A 19,089-nucleotide genomic window follows, 5' to 3' on the forward strand; every position below is an offset into this window, starting at 1 on the left:
CGCTCTAATATCCTGCCTCTCGGCGAACACACCATGAGGGCCCGCGGCGACGTAGCATCAGGATAGGCGGCAGCCAGGAGTGTGGCGAAATGTTTGAGCGATATACGGACCGTGCCCGTCGAGTAGTTGTGCTTGCCCAGGAAGAGGCACGCATGCTGAACCACGGCTACATCGGTACTGAACACATCCTCTTGGGTCTGATCCATGAGGGTGAGGGCGTTGCCGCCAAAGCTCTTGAGTCCCTGGGCATTTCGCTCGACGGCGTGCGTGAGCAGGTGCAGGAGATTATCGGCCCGGGCCAGCAGGCCCCGTCCGGCCACATCCCCTTCACGCCGCGCGCGAAGAAGGTGCTGGAGCTCGCACTCCGGGAAGCCCTGCAACTGGGCCACCACTACATCGGCACCGAGCACATCCTGCTCGGCCTCGTCCATGAGGGCGAGGGCGTTGCCGCGCAGGTGCTCGTCAAGCTCGGGGCCGACCTCACCCGGGTCCGCCAGCAGGTCATCCAGCTCCTCGCCGGCTACCAGGGCAAGGAAACCACCGGCGTGGGTGAGGGCCCGGGCCAGGCGGAAGGCACCCCTGCCGGTTCCGTGGTCCTGGACCAGTTCGGCCGCAACCTGACCCAGGCTGCGCGAGAGAACAAGCTTGACCCGGTGATCGGCCGCGGGCTGGAGATCGAACGCGTCATGCAGGTCCTCTCCCGCCGCACCAAGAACAACCCTGTCCTGATCGGTGAGCCCGGCGTCGGCAAGACCGCCGTCGTCGAAGGCCTCGCCCAGGCGATTGTCCGCGGCGACGTCCCGGGGACCCTCAAGGACAAGCAGATCTACACCCTGGACCTGGGCTCCGTGGTGGCCGGCTCCCGGTACCGCGGTGACTTCGAAGAGCGCCTGAAGAAGGTCGTCAAGGAGATCCGCACCCGCGGGGACATCATCCTGTTCATTGACGAGATCCACACTCTCGTGGGTGCCGGCGCCGCCGAAGGTGCGATCGACGCGGCGTCGATCCTGAAGCCGATGCTAGCCCGCGGCGAGCTCCAGACCATCGGTGCCACCACGCTGGATGACTACCGCCAGCACATTGAAAAGGACGCCGCGCTGGAGCGCCGCTTCCAGCCGATCCAGGTCCAGGAACCCTCCGTGGCTCACACCATCGAGATTCTCAAGGGCCTGCGTGACCGCTACGAGGCGCACCACCGGGTTTCCATCACCGACGGGGCGCTGATCGCCGCCGCGAATCTCTCCGAGCGCTACATTTCGGACCGCTTCCTGCCGGACAAGGCAATCGACCTGATCGATGAGGCCGGCGCCCGCCTGCGTATCCGGCGCATGAGCGCCCCGCCGGAGCTCAAGGCGATGGACGAGCGCATCGCTGCGCTGAAAATGAAGAAGGAGTCCGCGTTGGATGCGGAGGACTACGAGGGTGCTGCAGCGCTGCGCGACCAGGAGCAGAAGCTCATCGTGCAGCGTAGAGAGAAGGAACGCCACTGGAGGACCGGCGGCATGGACGGCATTTCCGAAGTTGATGAGGAACTGATCGCGGAGGTGCTGGCGAACGCCACCGGCATTCCGGTCTTGAAGCTGACCGAGGAAGAATCCAGCCGTCTGCTGAAGATGGAAGAGGAGCTGCACCAGCGCGTCGTCGGCCAGGATGAGGCGATTAGCTCGGTGTCGCGGGCGATCCGCCGCACCCGTGCAGGCCTGAAGGACCCCAGACGTCCGGGTGGCTCGTTCATTTTCGCCGGCCCCACCGGCGTCGGCAAGACCGAGCTCGCCAAGGCCCTCGCCGAGTTCCTGTTCGGTGACGAAGACACACTGATCACCCTGGACATGTCCGAGTACTCCGAGAAGCACACGGTTTCGCGTCTCTTCGGTGCCCCTCCGGGCTACGTCGGTTACGACGAAGGCGGGCAGCTGACCGAGAAGGTCCGCCGCCGTCCGTTCTCCGTGGTCCTGTTCGACGAAGTGGAAAAAGCCCATGCGGACCTCTTCAACTCACTCCTGCAGATCCTGGAAGACGGCCGCCTGACCGATAGCCATGGCCGGGTGGTGGACTTCAAGAACACGGTGATCATCATGACCACCAACCTGGGCACCCGGGACATCTCCAAGAGCGTGGCCACCGGCTTCCAGTCCGGCACGGACACGCAGACCGGCTACAACCGGATGCGCGCCCGGGTCACCGAGGAGCTCAAGCAGCACTTCCGCCCCGAGTTCCTCAACCGCGTAGACGACGTCATCGTCTTCCCCCAGCTGAGCCAGGACGAGATCATCCAGATCGTGAACCTTATGATCGGCCGTCTGGAGCAGCGACTGGCGGACAAGGACATGGGCATCGAACTTACCACCGCGGCCAAGGTACTCCTGGCCACCCGCGGCTACGATCCCGCCATGGGTGCCCGGCCGCTGCGCCGCACCATCCAGCGCGAAATCGAGAACCAGCTGTCCGAGAAGATCCTCTTCGGCGAAATCCAGCCCGGCCAGATCATCGCGGTCGACGTTGCCGGCGAGGGCGATGACGCGCAGTTCACCTTCGCGGGAAACACGAAACCTCGGATCCCGGACGCACTGCCGACAGCGAGCCAACCGGGAAACCACGGCTGACCACCGTCGAGGCGGGCTGAAGTCCGGCGTGTCTCACCTCACTGGAGTCCATGACGCCTGGGGATCCAGCCGGGGTGCTGTCTCTTTTCCCTTGCCGGGAAGTTTCCCGGCAGCGTTATGGATCTTCTTACCCAAACCCATGGTGGGTCTCCTTAGTTGGACGCTCCGTCGACGTGAATGCCATAAGAGGCCGAACTGGACCCATCCGCCATCTGAGGTGCCGCTGTGCCACCGGCAATGGCGGGTTTGGATCCAGGCCGGGGTGCCGGGTGCGGTCCCGGTCGCAGCCCGGGAGATCGGTGGTCTTCGCCGCCTTTGTGAGTGACTTCTAGGGCGCCAGCCGGTGGTAGGCAGAAGCAAAATGTATGAGCGGGTCCGGTACTTCCGCCGCTGGAGCGTCACTACCCATCGCGAGTACCTCTCCGACGATGAGCAGATGCGTTGCCGCCGGATGGATGGCAACCGTTCGCAGCTCGAAGTACGCGATCGATCCGTCGAGGATCACCGATCCGGTGGCGGGGCCACGGCGGTAGGGAACCTGGGCCAGCAGGCCCTCAACGGGGGTCCCTGGACTGGCCAGCCAATCCGCCGAGCCTTGGTGTTTGCTGCGCAGCAGACTCAACTCCCACGTACCCGACGTGGCAATTGCTTCGCCAATGCCTGAGCCCGCGTAGAGACTGACAAGCATCGTCGGCGGATCATAGGAGACGGAGAGAAAAGCAGTCACTGTTGCTGCGTAGTCGCGCTTGTGCAGCGATGTGGAAACCACGGCGACGCCGGCTGAGATGTCCGCGCTGAGCACGCGGTACAGATCGATGTCCGCTTCGGAGGGCTGTTCGTCACCAAGGCGATGCGCGTCCAATGTCCCTGGAGTCTCCATAAGCACATCGTTTCACGCGGTGAACTCATCAGGGCCGATCGTGACGAGGCCTTGGTGGTCGTTGTGGCTGGAATGGACGGCCGACGCCTGATGCTGACGCGTAGCTTCGGCCGGGACGAAACCGGATGGCCCGTTCCGCCATTCTCAGTTAACCGTCACAAATTTTGAGTAGCGCTTGCGCCGCTGAACGACCGGCTTGTCCGACCCGCTAGGCTTCAAATCATGACGCCAGAAGTCCCCCTAGCATTCTGCACGGTCCTCGGTGTCCTTGCCGTATTCCAGTTGCTGCTCGTCATCGGGCTTCCCTTTGGCCGTTTCGCCTGGGGAGGCCAAAACCCGGTGCTTCCGGCGCGGCTCCGTGTCGGAAGTGCAGTCTCAGTCGTGGTCTACGCGATCTTTGCAATATTTGCTCTGGATCGCGCCGCCTTGATTTCGATCCTCCCGGTGCCCTTTGTTGCCGTGGTCGCGATGTGGGTGATCGCGACCTACCTGTTACTCAGCGTGCTGCCCAACCTTGCGTCAAAGAGCAAGTACGAAAGGCGCGTTATGGCCCCGGTGTCGCTTGTGCTGGCTGGCCTCGCGTTCCTTGTCGCACTGAGTTGAGCTGACGGCGAACTGCCTGCGGATTTCCGCGGCCAAGCCTTGGAGGCCCAATCCGTTCCCAGCTGGTGGCGTCGCGGTCAACGTTCCCCAAACGGGACACTTAGTCAACGCCGGACCGTATCGAAAATCGGGCCCGCACACGGGAATGAGACGCGACTTTTGGAATAGCTTTTGGGACGTCCAGGTTACGTGGGATCCAGACCGTTCAGCTGGCGGGGGAGGGCCAGCGGCAGACCGTCCCAGTTCCAAGGAAGTGAGACGGTTCGGAAGAGATATCCAAGTCGATGGGCGGGTTCGCTCGGACTGGTGTCGCTGCTAGCCACTAAGGTGGATTTCGAAACGTTGGGGCTCATATTGGAGGACACTTGTCATCAAACGAGGTTGCGCTCGTCAATACCGCATTCAGTGAGTGGATGGATGCAAACGGCGAGAACCTTCAGCGCTCCGAGTCTTTCGAGCTTTTTGCCGCAGAAAAGGTCTTGCACTCCTTGGAGCTTTCATCTGAAGAGATCGAGGCCGGCAGGATCGGCGGTGCCCTGGATGGTGGTATAGACGCCGTTTATACGGTGCTCGGTGAACAAGTAATTGATGAAGACGATGAGTTGCTTTCCGAAGACACCAAGCCGGGTGACTTTCCACGGGATCAATCCCTGACGTTGTACATCGTGCAGGCGAAGGAAGAATCATCGTTCGCGGAGACCGCTATCGACAAGCTTGCCTCATCGCTGGACCGGCTACTCAAACTCGATCCCGATTTGGCGTTGCTGGAGACTCTCTACGCCCCGGAATTGCTTGCTCGTTTCGATATATTCCGTCGGGCCTGGAAGAAGCTAGTTACGCGCCGGGTCAAACTGAAGGCCGTCGTCGTCTACGCGACGTTGGGTGACGTCACCCAGGTGAATCCGCGAGTTGACCGCAAGGGGATTGAACTTTGCGGTCTTATGACGCGGCATCTTGTAGGCGCGGCCGTGACCTTTGACTTTTTTGGCGCCAAGGAACTATGGGCTGCACACGAAACCGTTCCCTCGTATGCGCTCAGGCTTCGCTTTGAGAAGCACGAAAATGATGGTGACAGTCATCTGGCTTTGGTAAGAGTAGCCGACTACTTCAAATTCATCAGCGATGAATCCGATGGCAGCCTTCTCCGACACATTTTCGACTGGAACGTTCGTGACTATCAGAAGGGTGTGAAGGTGAACCGGGAAATCGCCCAATCGCTCGGGGACCGCGATGCCCCTGACTTCTGGTGGCTGAACAATGGCGTGACCATACTTTGCTCGGGTCAGGTCACAACCGCAGGTAATGAGTTCATCCTTGATGATGTCCAGATTGTCAATGGCCTTCAAACGTCTCACACCATCCATCATGAAATGCAAAAGACTGCAGTCTCAGAAATCTCGGCAGGAAGAAAGCTGCTTGTACGAATTCTGTCCACGGATGATCCGGAGGTCCGCGATCAAGTCATCAGGGCAACCAACAGCCAGACCCAGGTCTCCGACGCATCGCTTCGTGCTACAGATAAGATTCAACGGCAGCTTGAGAGTTATTTTCTGGCCCATGGCTGGTACTACGACCGGAGAAAGAACTTTTACAAGAACTCGGGCAAGAACGTTGAGCGGATTGTCAGCATTGCCTACCTTGCACAGTCAGTCATGGCAATCGGCTTTTCACAGCCACATAATTCCCGAGCTCGACCGTCTACTCTGATTCGCAAGAACGAGGACTACCAGACGATTTTCTCGGAGAACTTTGACCTCAGCACATACTTATGGTTGGCCCGAACACAGAAGTCCGTGGACGCCTACTTGAAGCAGCGTGATGACGTTTCAACGAGCGAACGCAGCAACGCGCGCTTTTATGTCTCGATGGTAGCGATCGCAAGGACGCACCGAAGTAGGATCTACAGTCCCTCGATGATTCAGTACCTAGCGCAAAAAGACTTCATGTTGGAGGGACCTACGCTGAACGATGCCCTGTCATATGTACGCGAATGCGTCAATCGGGTTCGTGAGCAGCAGGGCATTTCTGAGGACAGAGCTGCCAAGAGCGTCGAATTGACGGAAGCCGTGGTTTCCATGCTTATTCCAGTTGCAGCAACGGCCGTGGCCGGAGACAACTGAGCCGCGTGAAGGGTGTCTAACCACCACGAGGCCCGGAATGGTCATCTCCAAAGCAGCGGATGGCTCGGAGTCCTGTGATTGGGTCCCGTTGGCAATCTGCGTTCCATGCCATTGCCAACGGAGGCCCGACCACATCGTCAGAGCAGTGACGGCTGGCGTCGTAGTGAGTCTTCGTAGGACCGGAGCAGAGTTCGTTGTCGTTCCTCTTCGGAGGCATGGCTCGCCATGCCGAAGCACGCATACACTGCGTCGTCAAGCGCCTGATGGGCTTCCCTGAGCCCTGGCGGCATTCGCGCAGGATCGTAGAGTGCTTCAAGAGTGGAACTGCTGTACCGTGCCCTGACGGAAATGACGTTCTCACCTGCGGCGATTGTTGCACTGCGAAAGGACTCGTCCGGAAATGCCATCGGAAATGTGTTCCACACCAGAGTGTTCGAGAAGTTCGTGTCGGCCCGGGTGTGACCGCCGACGAGACGTTGCCATGTCGTGAACATCCGCGATGACACGATCGAGAATATGTACCCGTCAGGGTCGGCGGCGGTAAATAGCGTGTTGTTCACGATCATTTCCCGTGAGCCATGAGCAGCCGGGACGTATTCGCGGTTATGACCGGTGACTTTAGGTATGGCGAGGAAAGAGGCGACAGGTTGGCGGATACTCGTGAAAAGGTGTGGAGTCGCTGCCTTTGCATTGGCTTCCTTGTCAGAGCTGCCTAGACGAGCTTTACGAACAAGTTCAAGACGGTCCCTCAAGACAGGGCTCTCAGACCTCTCGGCTTCGCTGGAGTCGACCAGCCACAAGACCCATCTCTTGGAACCTTTGAGAAGTGTAGTGTTCGACAAAAATGGCCTCAGATATTCCTTCGCGATTGGATCAGACTCGACCTCGGCGAGCTCCTGAGGCCCAACAACCAGATGCCCAAAGTCCCAAAGCATGCTCCCAACTGTCATCGATGGGGTCATCTTGGAGACGGGCTTACTGGAAGATCGCACAACTATGTTGGGTAGTTCGAGAAGGTACGGATTGATCTGAGAAACTGATAGCTCCTCCGCCTCTCCCTTGCCGGACGCCGGGTAGTCGAAGAGCCGAGGCTCCCTGATATTGCTCCGCTTGCTTAGACCGACAATGACGACGTGGACTCCGGCTTTTCCCGATGCCTCAGACACCCAGTTGAAGGGTCGATGGGCGAACGCTATACCCCACCCAGCATCCAAGAGCGGTTGCCATGTCGCCGCTACGGGCTGCCCTTGGCAGATCGAGCTTGTCGACACAAAAGCGAAAGACGAGTTTGTGTGCCGAAGGAAGTCAGACGCTTTCTTATACCAAGCAGTTACATAGTCCATGTAACCGTGGTGGAGCGACCCCCAGACTGACTTCATGTCCAGAACCTTATTCCGGTCCTTGCCGACCTCTTTTTGACCTGCAAAAGGGGGATTGCCGACCACTATTGTGCTGTCATCTGCGGTAGCGATGTCCTCCCAATCAATGCGAAGAGCGTTGGCTACCGTGATTTTTGCAGCCTCCGATATAGGAAGACGCTCCGGAGCTTGACCAAACTTCTCAATCAACCGCAAATTGCATTGGCGATCCATGAGATGTAAGGCGGTTTCCGCGATTCTTGCCGGCCACTCATCGATTTCGATTCCGAAGATCTGAGTCATGGATACCCTGAGGTCGATGGTTGCATCCAACGAACGTTGTCCATCATCTCCCCGGTATTCCTGGAGGGCTTCCATTATCTGAAGTTCGAGCTCGCGTAGCTCGCGGTACGCAACGATGAGGAAGTTGCCGCATCCACATGCCGGGTCGAGAACTTTCAGTTGACCGAGCCTTTCACGGAGCGCCTTCAGCGGCCGGGTCGGATCCTTGAGTTTCTTGGCACGCTCGAACTCCTCGTGTAGTTCGTCCAGGAACAACGGCTTCAGGGTTTTGAGGATGTCCTTTTCGCTGGTGTAGTGTGCGCCGAGTTCGCGGCGGAGATCCCTTGACTTGACTGCCTGGAACATGGATCCGAAGATTGCCGGCGATATGTTCCCCCAATCGAAGCGACTGGCTTCGAGCAAGAGCTCTCTCATCTTCGAACCGAGATCCGGAAGCTTGACTTCTTCGGAGAAGATTCCACCATTAACGTATTTGAAGCGGGCCAAGTAACCCGAAACATCGGTGCGTTTCTTTTCCTCCGTATTGAGTACTTCGAACAACTGCTCCAGACTTGCGGTAAGGTCAGAACCGTCTCTGGCCGTCTCGAACGCGACAAAGTTCTGGAATAAATTCTCTTCCTCCCACATCATTGTGTCGTCGGCAAAGACGAGGAAGAGGATCCTAGCCAAGGTCACGGATATCTTGTGCAAGTTCCCAGATGCTTCGGCGCCGTCCTGAGGCAGATGAGACTCAAGCTCGTAGTAGAGCTTCGCCATGACTTTCGCGGCTTTGGAGGACTCCTCGGATTCCTCCACATCGAAGGCAGTCCGCATTTTTTCGAGCAGCTGCACCAAAGTGATTTCGTGATCAATGTCCAGAGCGATCTTCTCAAGGCGCTGCTCAAGGGCTGAATGCTGGCTCCCGATTGTGTGCTCGTGGACGAGGAGCTTGGACATGTTCGTGCCACGGTTCTTGTTGTACCGGGGCCAGCGCCACTCCTGTTTGCTCCCGTCGTGGAAGATGATCAGCCGTTCCGTGGACGTTGCCGACACTTCGCGGTCTATCTGAGCTTGAGTGGTCCGATCAGGGAGGCTGCCGCATGCCCATACGTGGAGTCCGTGGAAGCCCGCTACGGGAACCACGTCAAAGGAACCGTCGGGCATTTCAACGGTTATCGGTTTGGCCGTTGGCTGGTCCCAACCGAGTTCCTCGATAAAGAGGTTCTTGAAGTCCCCATTGTCAACGTAGGTCATGAATTTGGACGTCACTGGGCTACTCCCATGCTGCAGACGATACGGATGGCATCTGATTGTTCCTGGGTACTGAGGACGAGGCGGCCCTCTCTGTGCAGGAGGACGAGGAGATCGCTGAATTCCGCATCGGAATACTTCTCCGAGAATGCCCGCGTGAAGCGGCGCTCGGCTTCTTTCGTCAGCGGGCTCCTGTGGACGGCGGTGAGGGCTTTGCCTGCGTCGTCATTGGCTTCAATGAATGTGTTGGCGAGCCTGGCCCAAAGACGCTTGCGTACCCCCCGGAGACGCCCTTCCTGGACGGTCTGCAGAGCCATGGGGCCATGGATAAGTGCTTCCTGAAGGTCCAAGTGATCTGGGCGTTCAGGGGCCGTCGGGGTGTCAATGTCGGATCGGAAGACTCTGAGCGCCTCGTGGCCAGTGAGCATTCTGAGAGATTCGAGGTCCGAGCCGAAGCCGAAAGTGTCCATTGAGTCGCCCACGCGTACAAAGCACGCGACCCCTCCGGCGATGTCTTCATCGGTGAGCGGGCGGGTTGAACTGACCAGATCTGGCATCGCAATCACACGTTCCGCCAGTTCAGGGTGATCCGTTAAAGCCTTGTTCCAAATTTCGAAGGCGAGGGAGGACGAATCGACGTCGTCGTCGGACTCTTCCACGTCCGATTTGCCGGAGAGAACTTCATCCAGATCCCTGATCTCATCTGCCGATCCGAAGAACTGTTCGTCGGACCCGAAAGCCTGGGCGCTGGCGGCCAGGCGACTGGAAATCCGGGAACGCAGCTTGAGGACATTTTCCACATTCTCATGGAAGAACGAGTAGATGCTGACGGTGTCCGATTCCTGGCCGACGCGGTCGACACGTCCGGCACGCTGGATCAGGCGGATGATGGCCCAGGGAAGGTCGTAGTTGATGACAATGTGGGCGTCCTGCAGGTTTTGTCCTTCTGACAGGACGTCGGTGGCGACGAGAACACGGAGCTCGCCCGTGGCCGTCTCAGCTGCTTCCTGGCCAGGTAGTTTGTTGGAGTGGGGTGAGAACCGTTTCGCCAGAGCGGTTGGATCGTCCGTGTCGCCCGAAGCGACTCCGACGTTCTGCACGCCAGCTGCACTGAGGACCTTGCCAACGTACTCTGCGGTGTCCTTATATTCCGTGAAGATGAGGACTTTCTCGTCGGCGTGAACGTCTGTCACAAGGGCGAGGATTTCTTTCATTTTGGAGTCGCTCTCGGGCGTCCAGGCTCCGAAGGAGGACAGGAGGTCTCGCAGGTCTTCGTTATCTCTTTCCAGCGCGGCCACGAGTGTGTTTGAGAAAAGCCGTGAGGCCACCCATTCAATGGATGCCGGCGCTTTCACCCTGAGGTACTTGTACATTGCGCCCGTGTCGGCCGTTTCCTCGACGTCGATGTCCTCGTCTTTATCGGAGATGAGCATATTTTCCAGGAGCGTGCCGACGGGTATGTCGAGGTTGTTGGTCACTGCGTAGGCGTAGAGCTCGTTGCGTGCGACGATGCGCTTCAGGGACAAGATGAAAGCGTGTCCGCAGGAAGACAACCGCTTGTAGAGGCTCGTCCGGATGAAGCCGGCTACATGGCCGCGACCCCGCTCCAGTCGATCAACGAAGTCTTTCTCGTCCTCTGTGTAGGCAAGGCCTTTCTTCAGATAGTCGGACAACCGGTAGCGGGGGAGTATCAGATTCTGAAGGGTATCCAGAGTGTCATCTGATTCCATGATGAACGCAGGATCTTTCGGTCCGAACGTGTGGTTGACCGGGATGGCTTTCCGCTCGGGGAAGTAGAACTTGTGCCCGTTGGAAAAGGTGAGGAATTCGCGCTCTACGGGTCCAGTTCCATCTGAGGCGTCCTTGAGCTCGGTCTGTGCGTAGTTCTTGCGAATGAAGGACCTTGTCCGGCGGACCAGATGCTCACTCATCAGTCGTTTCCAGTCATCAGCCTCTTCGGACCGGCGGAAAGCGGCCAAGGTGCGGATCTTCCCATCAACTTTGTCGTACATCTTGTCGTCGATGGCCAGCGCTGCGGTCGGTTCGATGCCCAGGTCCTGGTCGTCACCGATATAGAGGCCGAGCTGGTTCGCAACGTCTTCAAAGCGCAGGTTGTAGGGGGTTGCCGTCAGAAGTAGGACTTTGGAGGAGGCGTCTTCGATGTACTTCCTGATGGCCTGATAGTCGCGTCTCGTGTCATTGCGAAGGGTGTGCGATTCGTCGCAGATGACGAATCGGTACGGCCGAGTCTCCGGCAGGTCCTTGTGAGCCTGGGTGTAGGAAATGACCCGCCCGGGAATCTCATAGGCGTCAAGGTAGCTCTCCCACATCTTCACCAGGTTCTTGGGGCATAGAACCAAAGGTGTGTAGCCCTGGTCGAGATACAGCATGAGCGCGGTGGCAATGGCCGTGATGGTTTTGCCGAGGCCGACGACGTCGCCAAGCATTGAGCCGCCACGCGTCTCAATGCGCCGGGCAAGCGTCTGAACAGCGCTTGCCTGGTAGGCCAGGAGCTCGTCCCGAACGGATGGCGGGAGACTGTACTCTGCGAGCCCTTCGCGGACATCTCTTGAGAGGTGGTAGCAGACCTTGAGGAAGACTTCATAGGGCGTCCTTTGGTCGGATGCCCAGGATTCCTCAAGTAGTTCAATGAGGTCCGAGGTCAGCTTCAGTGAAAATTTGTCGTTCCATCGGTCCTCGAACCACTGTGCGAGATCCGCCGCGGCTGTGTAGTCCAGGACGTCGACGTTGAGCTCATAGTTACGATTCAGGCCGGCCGATGTGAGATTTGATGAACCGACATATCCGGTGATCGGGTTTGTGTTGTCCTGCCTGTGGAAAATGTATGTCTTACCGTGAAGAGGACGTCGGGTGTGGACCTTGATTTCTACGGCGCCGCTGTCCAGCTGGCGCTTGAGTGCCTGGAGCGTTTCCCGATCCGAGGCTTTGGGAATGCCCCTGACCAGTTGCTCGCGCAGGCTTCGAATGACTTCATCGCGGCGGGCCCGGGCCTTCGAATTATCGACCTCGGTATTGACGGCTGCAGGGGCCATGTCCGACTGGAGTGCATCCAACAGCTGCCGGTCGGCGCCCGCTAGAACCATGCCGACCAAAATCCGGGTCACTGGCTTGGTGTGCTGTTCGGACTTCGCATCGACGATTTCCTGAAACGTTCTCCAGCCCCGAAGATCAAAGTATCCAACGGCAACATCCAAGCGCTCCATTGACTCAAACGACTTAGCCAGCTCGGGACCGATCGCCCGGCCCTCCGCGATGTTGTCAAATATCCGAGTCAACGCACATTCCTTCCCCACACCCAGCAGCCGATCCTTTGGCAGCCGGCTAGGTAAACATATCCTGACCTTGATCTCAGCCGTGCGTACTGACGGTGTTGCGGCTCTACTGAACACTTTTGACCCGCGAATTGTTCCACTCAGGCGGATCGTTACCTAGGTGCACACGGGTCGGTGGCATCAGCTTGAGTCGGCCGACCATATCCAAGGAGGTGAGACACCAGTACGCGGCGCTGGATAATGCCTTCATGAAGGATCAGGATGACGAACCGGCCGACGGCGACCACATGGAACAAGACCCGCCCCCTGTCACATCAGATTCCGGATTGGTGGAACCTCCGAGGGAAGCCGGTGAGGAGCGGGAGCAGCTGCTGAGGAATGCCGGTGGGTTTTCAGACTTGGCGGAGGCAGCGAAGCGGTTTCAGGAGGAGCGGGAGCAGCTGCTGAGGAATGCCGGTGGGTTTTCAGACTTGGCGGAGGCAGCGAAGCGGTTTCAGGAGGAGCGGGAGCAGCTGCTGAGGAATGCCGGTGGGTTTTCAGACTTGGCGGAGGCAGCGAAGCGGTTTCAGGAGGAGCGGGAGCAGCTGCTGAGGAATGCCGGTGGGTTTTCAGACTTGGCGGAGGCAGCGAAGCGGTTTCAGGAGGAGCGGGAGCAGCTGCTGAGGAATGCCGGTGGGTTTTCAGACTTGGCGGAGGCAGCGAAGCGGTTTCAGGAGGAGCGGGAGCAGCTGCTGAGGAATTTCCCTGAGTTCTCCGGTGCATCGGAGCAGACTTTCGCGAGAACCTACGAGCGTCTTCGGGCAGGCTTCTCCAACCTTTCGGCTGCTCGTTCACTGCACTACCGCCCGTTGAAAAGTGTGGGCGCTCTGAGGACAACGGCATACTCAACTGAAATGACGACGTCCTCGACCTACTTCGAACAATGGGAAACGACGGTCGATAGCTTCGAGGAATTTCAGTCGGAGTCCGCGAAACTAATGGATAACAACCCAGATTTCAGTTTCCTGTGGCGTGGCCAAAGAGACGCTGACTGGCCGTTGCACAGCTCGCTGTTCCGCGAGCTGTGCAAGGTAAGAGGTGTCCGAGCCCCACATCAGGAACATCGAACAGAAGAGCCATTCCCAACCGAAGCGGACATGGTGAGAGCAGAGATGGTCATTCTTGGGCACATCAGGGAAAACTGGCGGTTTGACGACTCCAGCGCCATGTCCACCTTTGCCAGGCTTCAGCACTTCGGAGCGCCGACACGACTAATCGACGTTTCCAGGAATCCACTCATCGCAGCATGGTTCGCTACGGAAGCGAACGGCGAGACGGACGAAAAGGACTGCCGTATTTTCGCCCTGGCAACGTCGACTCTCCCGGAAGACAACGAGGAACGGTCGAAACAGAAGCAGAGCAGCAGGATTAGCCAGGCTGACGCCAGCTATGCGGTCCCGTTCTGGCACGTTATGGAGAGCGATGAAAAAAGGGGCGAGAGTCTATGGGGAACCGGAAGACTGCGCCGGTTCTGGATACCCCCGCTTTATGAAAGCCGGATATCGGCGCAGAACGCGGGTTTCATCCTGGACGGCGTGCCTCTGGACTCTCCGGATCTGGACAAGTACTTTCTGAAGCCAGGAGGCAAAGAACCATGGAAAATCGCGGATCGCTTGGCCGGCGGATCGATAAGCATCAGGTTCTCGCATGTCGGCAAACCAGTGGGTAGAAACCTAGCAAAACAGCTCCCGCCTACCTTCACGATCCGCATCACGGCGAAAGGCAAACGCGAAATACGGCGGATCCTGAACGACCGGTATTCATACAGCCACGCAACCATTTACCCCGACATCCAAGGAGCTGCGGAGGGCATAAGGTACGGATTGAAAGACCTCATAGCCGGAAACGGCTAAACTGCCCCGCCAGGATTCGGCCGTCATTTTCGACCGATTTCCAGTCGGATGATGTCGGTGGCTTTAGGGGAAGCACCCCGGATAGCCGCTCCTGATGCTCGCGAGGTCCGCGCTCGTAAGTGTTCCGCCTGGTTGGAATGGTATCTCCGCATAAGCGCAGGAAGTGTGGCTCCCATCGGTGGTGCTGCCTTGGCTGCTCGAGACGCACAGGTCCGCGAAGAAGCCACCATCTCGTACCTGTCCGCCGAGCGCGGCCGCGCAGGCTTTCTGTTCGGTCGCCAGAAGTGCTGCCTGGTCCTGGACCGCCTGCGCTGACGCCTGGGCCTCCGCAGCGGCCTGGGAAGCCTTTGCTTTGGCAGAAGCTTCGGCCGATGCCTGGGCAGCCTCCTGCTTGGACAAGTTCGCATCACACTGTTGGATCTGTTGATCTGCAACGGCCCGGGCCTGTGGCAGACTGACGCCGACATACTTGGACAGCAGGACATCAAGCTGCGGGTCCCCACCATTGTCCCCGCTAGCCAGGTAGTGCAAGACCTTGTTTCCTACGTCACAACGCGCATGCACCGGCGTGACAAGGCCGCTGCCCGCGTCCGGGGCTTGAGGCGTAGGAGCAGAGGGACCAATGACCGGACCCGTGGACGGCGAGCCGGGAGCGGACGTAGGTGCCATAGAGCAAGACGTCATCACCGCGATCACCAGCACTGCGGAGGCAAGGAATCGGGGAGTCTTGGCTCCAAAGCGGGTTGAAACGCCCATGTCATTGCCTCCGTGTGAAAATTCATCGCCAGCTTAGCTGGACGACATCGCATTCGGCCCGACTGTGCTCTGCGCAGACACCCCTAGTAGTTGTCCGTTCGGATAACTATCGTTTTGCTGCCCTCCGGAACAAGCTTCCGAGCTTCAGCAAGAGCCTGTTCGTAAGTATCGGCGGTGCCGCTGACTTTACTTCTCGCGCCGTCGCTAGCTTCCACGGTCAAGGTAACTTCCACTCAAGCATCCTATTCAGGCTGGGCCGGGCCATTTTTGGCCAACCGGTTGGCATGCATTCCCAACGCTAGCGTCCAGGACGAGGCTCAGGCCTTACCTCGCTGGGGTGCGGCTGTTAGCGCGTGGCAAAATGGCCCGGGCGTAGAGGCGACAACCACCACTGACCGACAGATACTCGAACTGAGGCGTCAGGCCGGTGATTCCTTGTCCTTCCTTCAAACTGTCGGTGGCGACACGTAGTGTCGAACGCATATTCTATTAATAGTTTTTCTGTTAGAAGGTGTGTTCTAGTGCTGGATGTTGATGAGCGTGTGGTAGTGCGGACCACTCCGGACGGCTGCCCTCTGGGTTTTGAGTGGCGGGACCGGCAGTACCGGAGCACGGAGACGCCTCTGCGGTTCTATACCCGGCGGCCGTGGTGGGTCGAGCAGTCCCGCGTTCAGAAGGGCATCGGTCCGCAGGTGCTCGAGACGGAGACCTGGCGGATCACCGCTGCCGGCCGCGGGCGCTCGGCGGAGCGGGTGTTCGAGCTGGTCCGCGACGACGCTGATTGGGTGCTGGCGCGCATCCTCGGATAGATCATGTTTGCTCATTTGCATGTTGCGTCGGCGTTTTCCGCCCACTACGGAGTGGACTGGCCGGACACCCTGGCGGCCGCGGCGAAGGCCGGGGGAGCGGACGCCCTGGCCGTGACCGACCGTGACGGGCTCTACGGGATCCCCAAACACATCGGTGCCTGCGTCGCGGCCGGGATCGATCCGATCCTCGGCGTCGAGCTCGCCGTCCTCGACGAGGACAGGACCGTGGGCGGGCGGGTCGTGGTCCTGGCCCACGGGCACAACCGGGGCGCCGGATATGCGGCGCTGTGCCGGCTGGTCTCGGCCGCCCACGCCCGCAAGACCGTCGCGGTGACCAGGGCGGAGATCGCGGCGCACCTTCTCACCGATGCCGGACCGGTGGGGACCGTGCTTCTCGGGCCGCTGTCCGACGTCGGACTCAAGGTCGGGGCCCGCGGTGACGGCATGGCACTGATGGAACAATGGTTCGCACACCTGCCCAGGGAAGCGTTGCGGGTCGAGGTCGTCTCCCACCTGTCCGCACCGGGGCTGCCGTTCAGCCACACCCACGCCACACGGATGCTCCGCCTCGCCGGCAGGGCCAACGTTGCCGCGGTGCTGAGCAACGCGGTCCGCTACGTTCTCCCGGACGGGGCGATCACCGCCGACATCCTGGATGCCGCCCGGGCCCTGCGGCGCCTGGACGAGACCGGGGTCCAGCCCACGGCCCAGGCCTGGCTCAAACCCGCCTCGATGATGAACGCCCTCGCCGCGGAGATCGCCGCAATCGGCCAGGCCGGTGCCGGAGCCGCGAAAGCGCTGTTGTCCGAGACTGAGGTGTTGGCGGACCGGTGCCGGATCGACCCGGTCGGCGATGCGGGCTGGGGTGTGCCGGTCATGCCCGAAGCCTCCATCATCGGCATCAGCGGCGACCCTCTCACCGTGTTGTGGGAACGGGCCCGGGCCGGGGTCAACACTCTTTACACGGGCGCTGATCACGCTGCTTTGGAGGTGGTGGAGTCGCGATTGCGGTTGGAGATGGACACCATCGCCGATCTGGGGTTCGCATCGTATTTCCTGACCGTGGCAGAGGTCGCCCGGCTCATCCGGGACATGGGGATCCGCTCCGCGGCCCGCGGATCCGGTGCCGGGTCCCTGGTCAACTACGCCCTGGGCATTTCGTTTGTGGATCCGATCCGCCACGACCTGCTCTTCGAACGGTTCCTGAGCACCCGGCGCCGGACCCTGCCCGACGTGGACATCGACGTCGAGTCCGCACGACGGCACGACATCTACCATGAGATCTTCCGGCGTTTCGGCCCGGAACGGGTCACCCTGATGTCGATGCAGTCCGGCTACCGGGCCCGCGGCGCGGCCCGGGACGCCGGCATGGTCCTGGGCATGGACCCCGACGACATCGACGGGATCGCCAAGAACCTCTGGCGCTTCTCCGCCTCCCACTTCCGCGAAGCCATGGCCGAGAAACCCGAACTCCGGGATCTGGCCGAACGCGTGGAGGGAAGCCGGCAGCTGGACCTGCTGGTGGACATCACCGAGCGCCTGGACCGGCTCCCGCGGCATATCTCCATGCACCCCTGCGGGGTCATCCTCTCCGACACCTCGCTGCTGGACCGCACCCCTGTGCAGCCGTCCGGGATGGGCCTGCCCATGTCCCAGTACGACAAACACGACATGGACCCGATGGGCATGATCAAACTCGACGTCCTCGGCGTCAGGATGCAGTCGGCCATGGCCTACGCCGTCGCCGAAATCCAGCGCACCACCGGGGAGACCGTCGACCTTGAAGCCGTGTCCCTGGATGATGAACCGACCTTCGAGCTGATCAGGTCCACCCACACGCTGGGGTGCTTCCAGATCGAGTCCCCGGGCCAGCGCGAACTCATCGGCAAACTCCAGCCTGCCGTGTTCGATGACCTGATCACCGACATCAGCCTCTTCCGCCCCGGCCCCATGCAGGCCGACATGGTCAAACCCTTCCTGAACCGCCGCGGCGGCTGGGAAACCGTCGAACAGCTCCACCCGGACCTGGAACCCTTCCTAAGGAACACCTACGGCATCGTGGTCTTCCACGAACAACTCATTCGCATCATCGACACCTTCACCGGCTGCGGACTCGCCTACGCCGACGTACTCCGGCGCTTCCTGTCCGACGAGACCCGCCTCCCCGGCGTCGAAAAGTACTTCCACGAGAAAGCCGCCGAACGCGGCTACACGCCCGAGGTGGTCGGGAAGGTCTGGGGCGTCGTGAAAGGCTTCGGGTCCTTCGGTTTCTGCCGCGCCCACGGCGCAGCCTTCGCCAAACCCACCTTCCAGTCGGCCTGGCTGAAAACCCACTACCCGGTCCAGTTCATGGCCGGGCTCTGGACCCACGACCCCGGCATGTACCCCAAACGCCTGCTCGTCGCCGAAGCCCGCCGCCTCGGGATCCCCATCCTGCCCCTGGACATCAACCGCTCCACCGACGAATACGTCACCGAACACGCCCCGGACGGGCGGCTCGGGATCCGCATGTCCCTGGCCGACGTGAAAGGCATCCAGGCCAGGGAAATCCACCGGATCCTCACCGAACGCCCCTTCGACTCCATGGCGGACCTGAAGGAACGCGCACGGCTACGCGCCTCCACGGTGCAGAGCCTCGCCCTCGTCGGCGCCCTGGACACCCTCTACACCGGGCGGAGCAAACGGACGCGCCCGGCGATGGCCGCCCGCAACCAGGCGACCCGGACCGCGAAACGGCTGCAGGTCATCCCCGGCCAGCTCGCACTCCCTCTCCCGGCGGTCGACGCACCCACGATACCGGCCGACGTGCCTGAGCTGAGCGACATGGAGATCACCCGCGAGGAGCTGGACATCCTGGCCCTGGATGTCACCCACCACCTCATCGACTCTTACCAGCCGCTCCTGGACCGGCTCGGCGTCACCAAAGCCAAAGACCTCCTGAACCTGCGCAACGGCTCCAGGGTCCTCGTCGCGGGGATCCGGGTCGCCACCCAGACCCCGCCCATGCGCGGCGGCAAACGCGTTGTCTTCATCAGCGTGGACGACGGCACCGGGTGCGTGGACGCCACCTTCTTCAGCGACGCCCAGGAAAAAGTCGACCCGCCGATCCTGTTCTCCACGAACCTGCTGCTCATCGAAGGCACCACCCGCCGCACCGGCCCCCGGGGCATGTCACTCCAAGCCGGCAACGCCTGGGACCTCGCGGCCCTCACCCTGCCAGGGGCGGCAGCAGCATCATGAGC

General features: G+C 60.3%; 10 protein-coding genes. 6 read left to right on the top strand and 4 right to left on the bottom strand.

Translation table 11 applies throughout. The features are described 5' to 3' along the window. Window positions 1-89: 89 nt before the first annotated feature. Window positions 90-2,603, top strand: a complete 2,514-nt coding sequence (locus ACSVHC_RS00210; RefSeq protein WP_439180247.1) for an ATP-dependent Clp protease ATP-binding subunit — start codon at window positions 90-92, stop codon at window positions 2,601-2,603. A 328-nt stretch (window positions 2,604-2,931) separates the two neighbouring features. Here ACSVHC_RS00210 and ACSVHC_RS00215 read toward each other — a convergent pair whose 3' ends face one another. Beyond that, window positions 2,932-3,483, bottom strand: coding sequence for a flavin reductase family protein (locus ACSVHC_RS00215; protein ID WP_439180248.1), 552 nt, complete (start codon window positions 3,481-3,483; stop codon window positions 2,932-2,934). 222 nt (window positions 3,484-3,705) lie between these two features. Here ACSVHC_RS00215 and ACSVHC_RS00220 point away from each other — a divergent pair, with 222 nt between their 5' ends. Beyond that, window positions 3,706-4,086 carry a hypothetical protein gene (locus ACSVHC_RS00220; RefSeq protein ID WP_439180249.1) on the top strand — a complete coding sequence of 127 codons (381 nt, stop codon included), beginning with the start codon at window positions 3,706-3,708 and terminating at the stop codon, window positions 4,084-4,086. 365 nt (window positions 4,087-4,451) lie between these two features. Beyond that, window positions 4,452-6,206, top strand: a complete 1,755-nt coding sequence (locus tag ACSVHC_RS00225; RefSeq protein ID WP_439180250.1) for an AIPR family protein — start codon at window positions 4,452-4,454, stop codon at window positions 6,204-6,206. 137 nt (window positions 6,207-6,343) lie between these two features. Here ACSVHC_RS00225 and ACSVHC_RS00230 read toward each other — a convergent pair whose 3' ends face one another. Continuing rightward, window positions 6,344-9,115, bottom strand: a complete 2,772-nt coding sequence (locus tag ACSVHC_RS00230) for a class I SAM-dependent DNA methyltransferase (RefSeq protein WP_439180251.1) — start codon at window positions 9,113-9,115, stop codon at window positions 6,344-6,346. Then, window positions 9,112-12,393, bottom strand: a complete 3,282-nt coding sequence (locus ACSVHC_RS00235) for a helicase-related protein (RefSeq protein WP_439180252.1) — start codon at window positions 12,391-12,393, stop codon at window positions 9,112-9,114. Before ACSVHC_RS00235 ends, ACSVHC_RS00230 begins: the two co-directional genes overlap by 4 nt. A gap of 245 nt (window positions 12,394-12,638) precedes the next feature. Between ACSVHC_RS00235 and ACSVHC_RS00240 the strand changes: the two genes are divergently transcribed. Continuing rightward, window positions 12,639-14,282, top strand: coding sequence for an FRG domain-containing protein (locus ACSVHC_RS00240; protein WP_439180253.1), 1,644 nt, complete (start codon window positions 12,639-12,641; stop codon window positions 14,280-14,282). A 63-nt stretch (window positions 14,283-14,345) separates the two neighbouring features. Here ACSVHC_RS00240 and ACSVHC_RS00245 read toward each other — a convergent pair whose 3' ends face one another. Then, window positions 14,346-15,038, bottom strand: a complete 693-nt coding sequence (locus ACSVHC_RS00245) for a hypothetical protein (RefSeq protein ID WP_439180254.1) — start codon at window positions 15,036-15,038, stop codon at window positions 14,346-14,348. A gap of 521 nt (window positions 15,039-15,559) precedes the next feature. Here ACSVHC_RS00245 and ACSVHC_RS00250 point away from each other — a divergent pair. Both ACSVHC_RS00250 and ACSVHC_RS00255 read left to right on the top strand, forming a co-directional pair. Next, the gene (locus ACSVHC_RS00250) at window positions 15,560-15,847 is read left to right on the top strand and encodes a DUF6504 family protein (protein ID WP_439180255.1); all 288 of its coding nucleotides are present in this window, start codon (window positions 15,560-15,562) and stop codon (window positions 15,845-15,847) included. Between the two features lie 3 nt (window positions 15,848-15,850). After that, window positions 15,851-19,087 (top strand): DNA polymerase III subunit alpha, encoded by a 3,237-nt coding sequence (locus ACSVHC_RS00255; RefSeq protein WP_439180256.1) that lies wholly within the window; start codon window positions 15,851-15,853, stop codon window positions 19,085-19,087. Window positions 19,088-19,089: the final 2 nt, after the last annotated feature.

Source organism: Arthrobacter sp. KNU-44 (assembly GCF_051843155.1).
GTDB lineage: Bacteria > Actinomycetota > Actinomycetes > Actinomycetales > Micrococcaceae > Arthrobacter.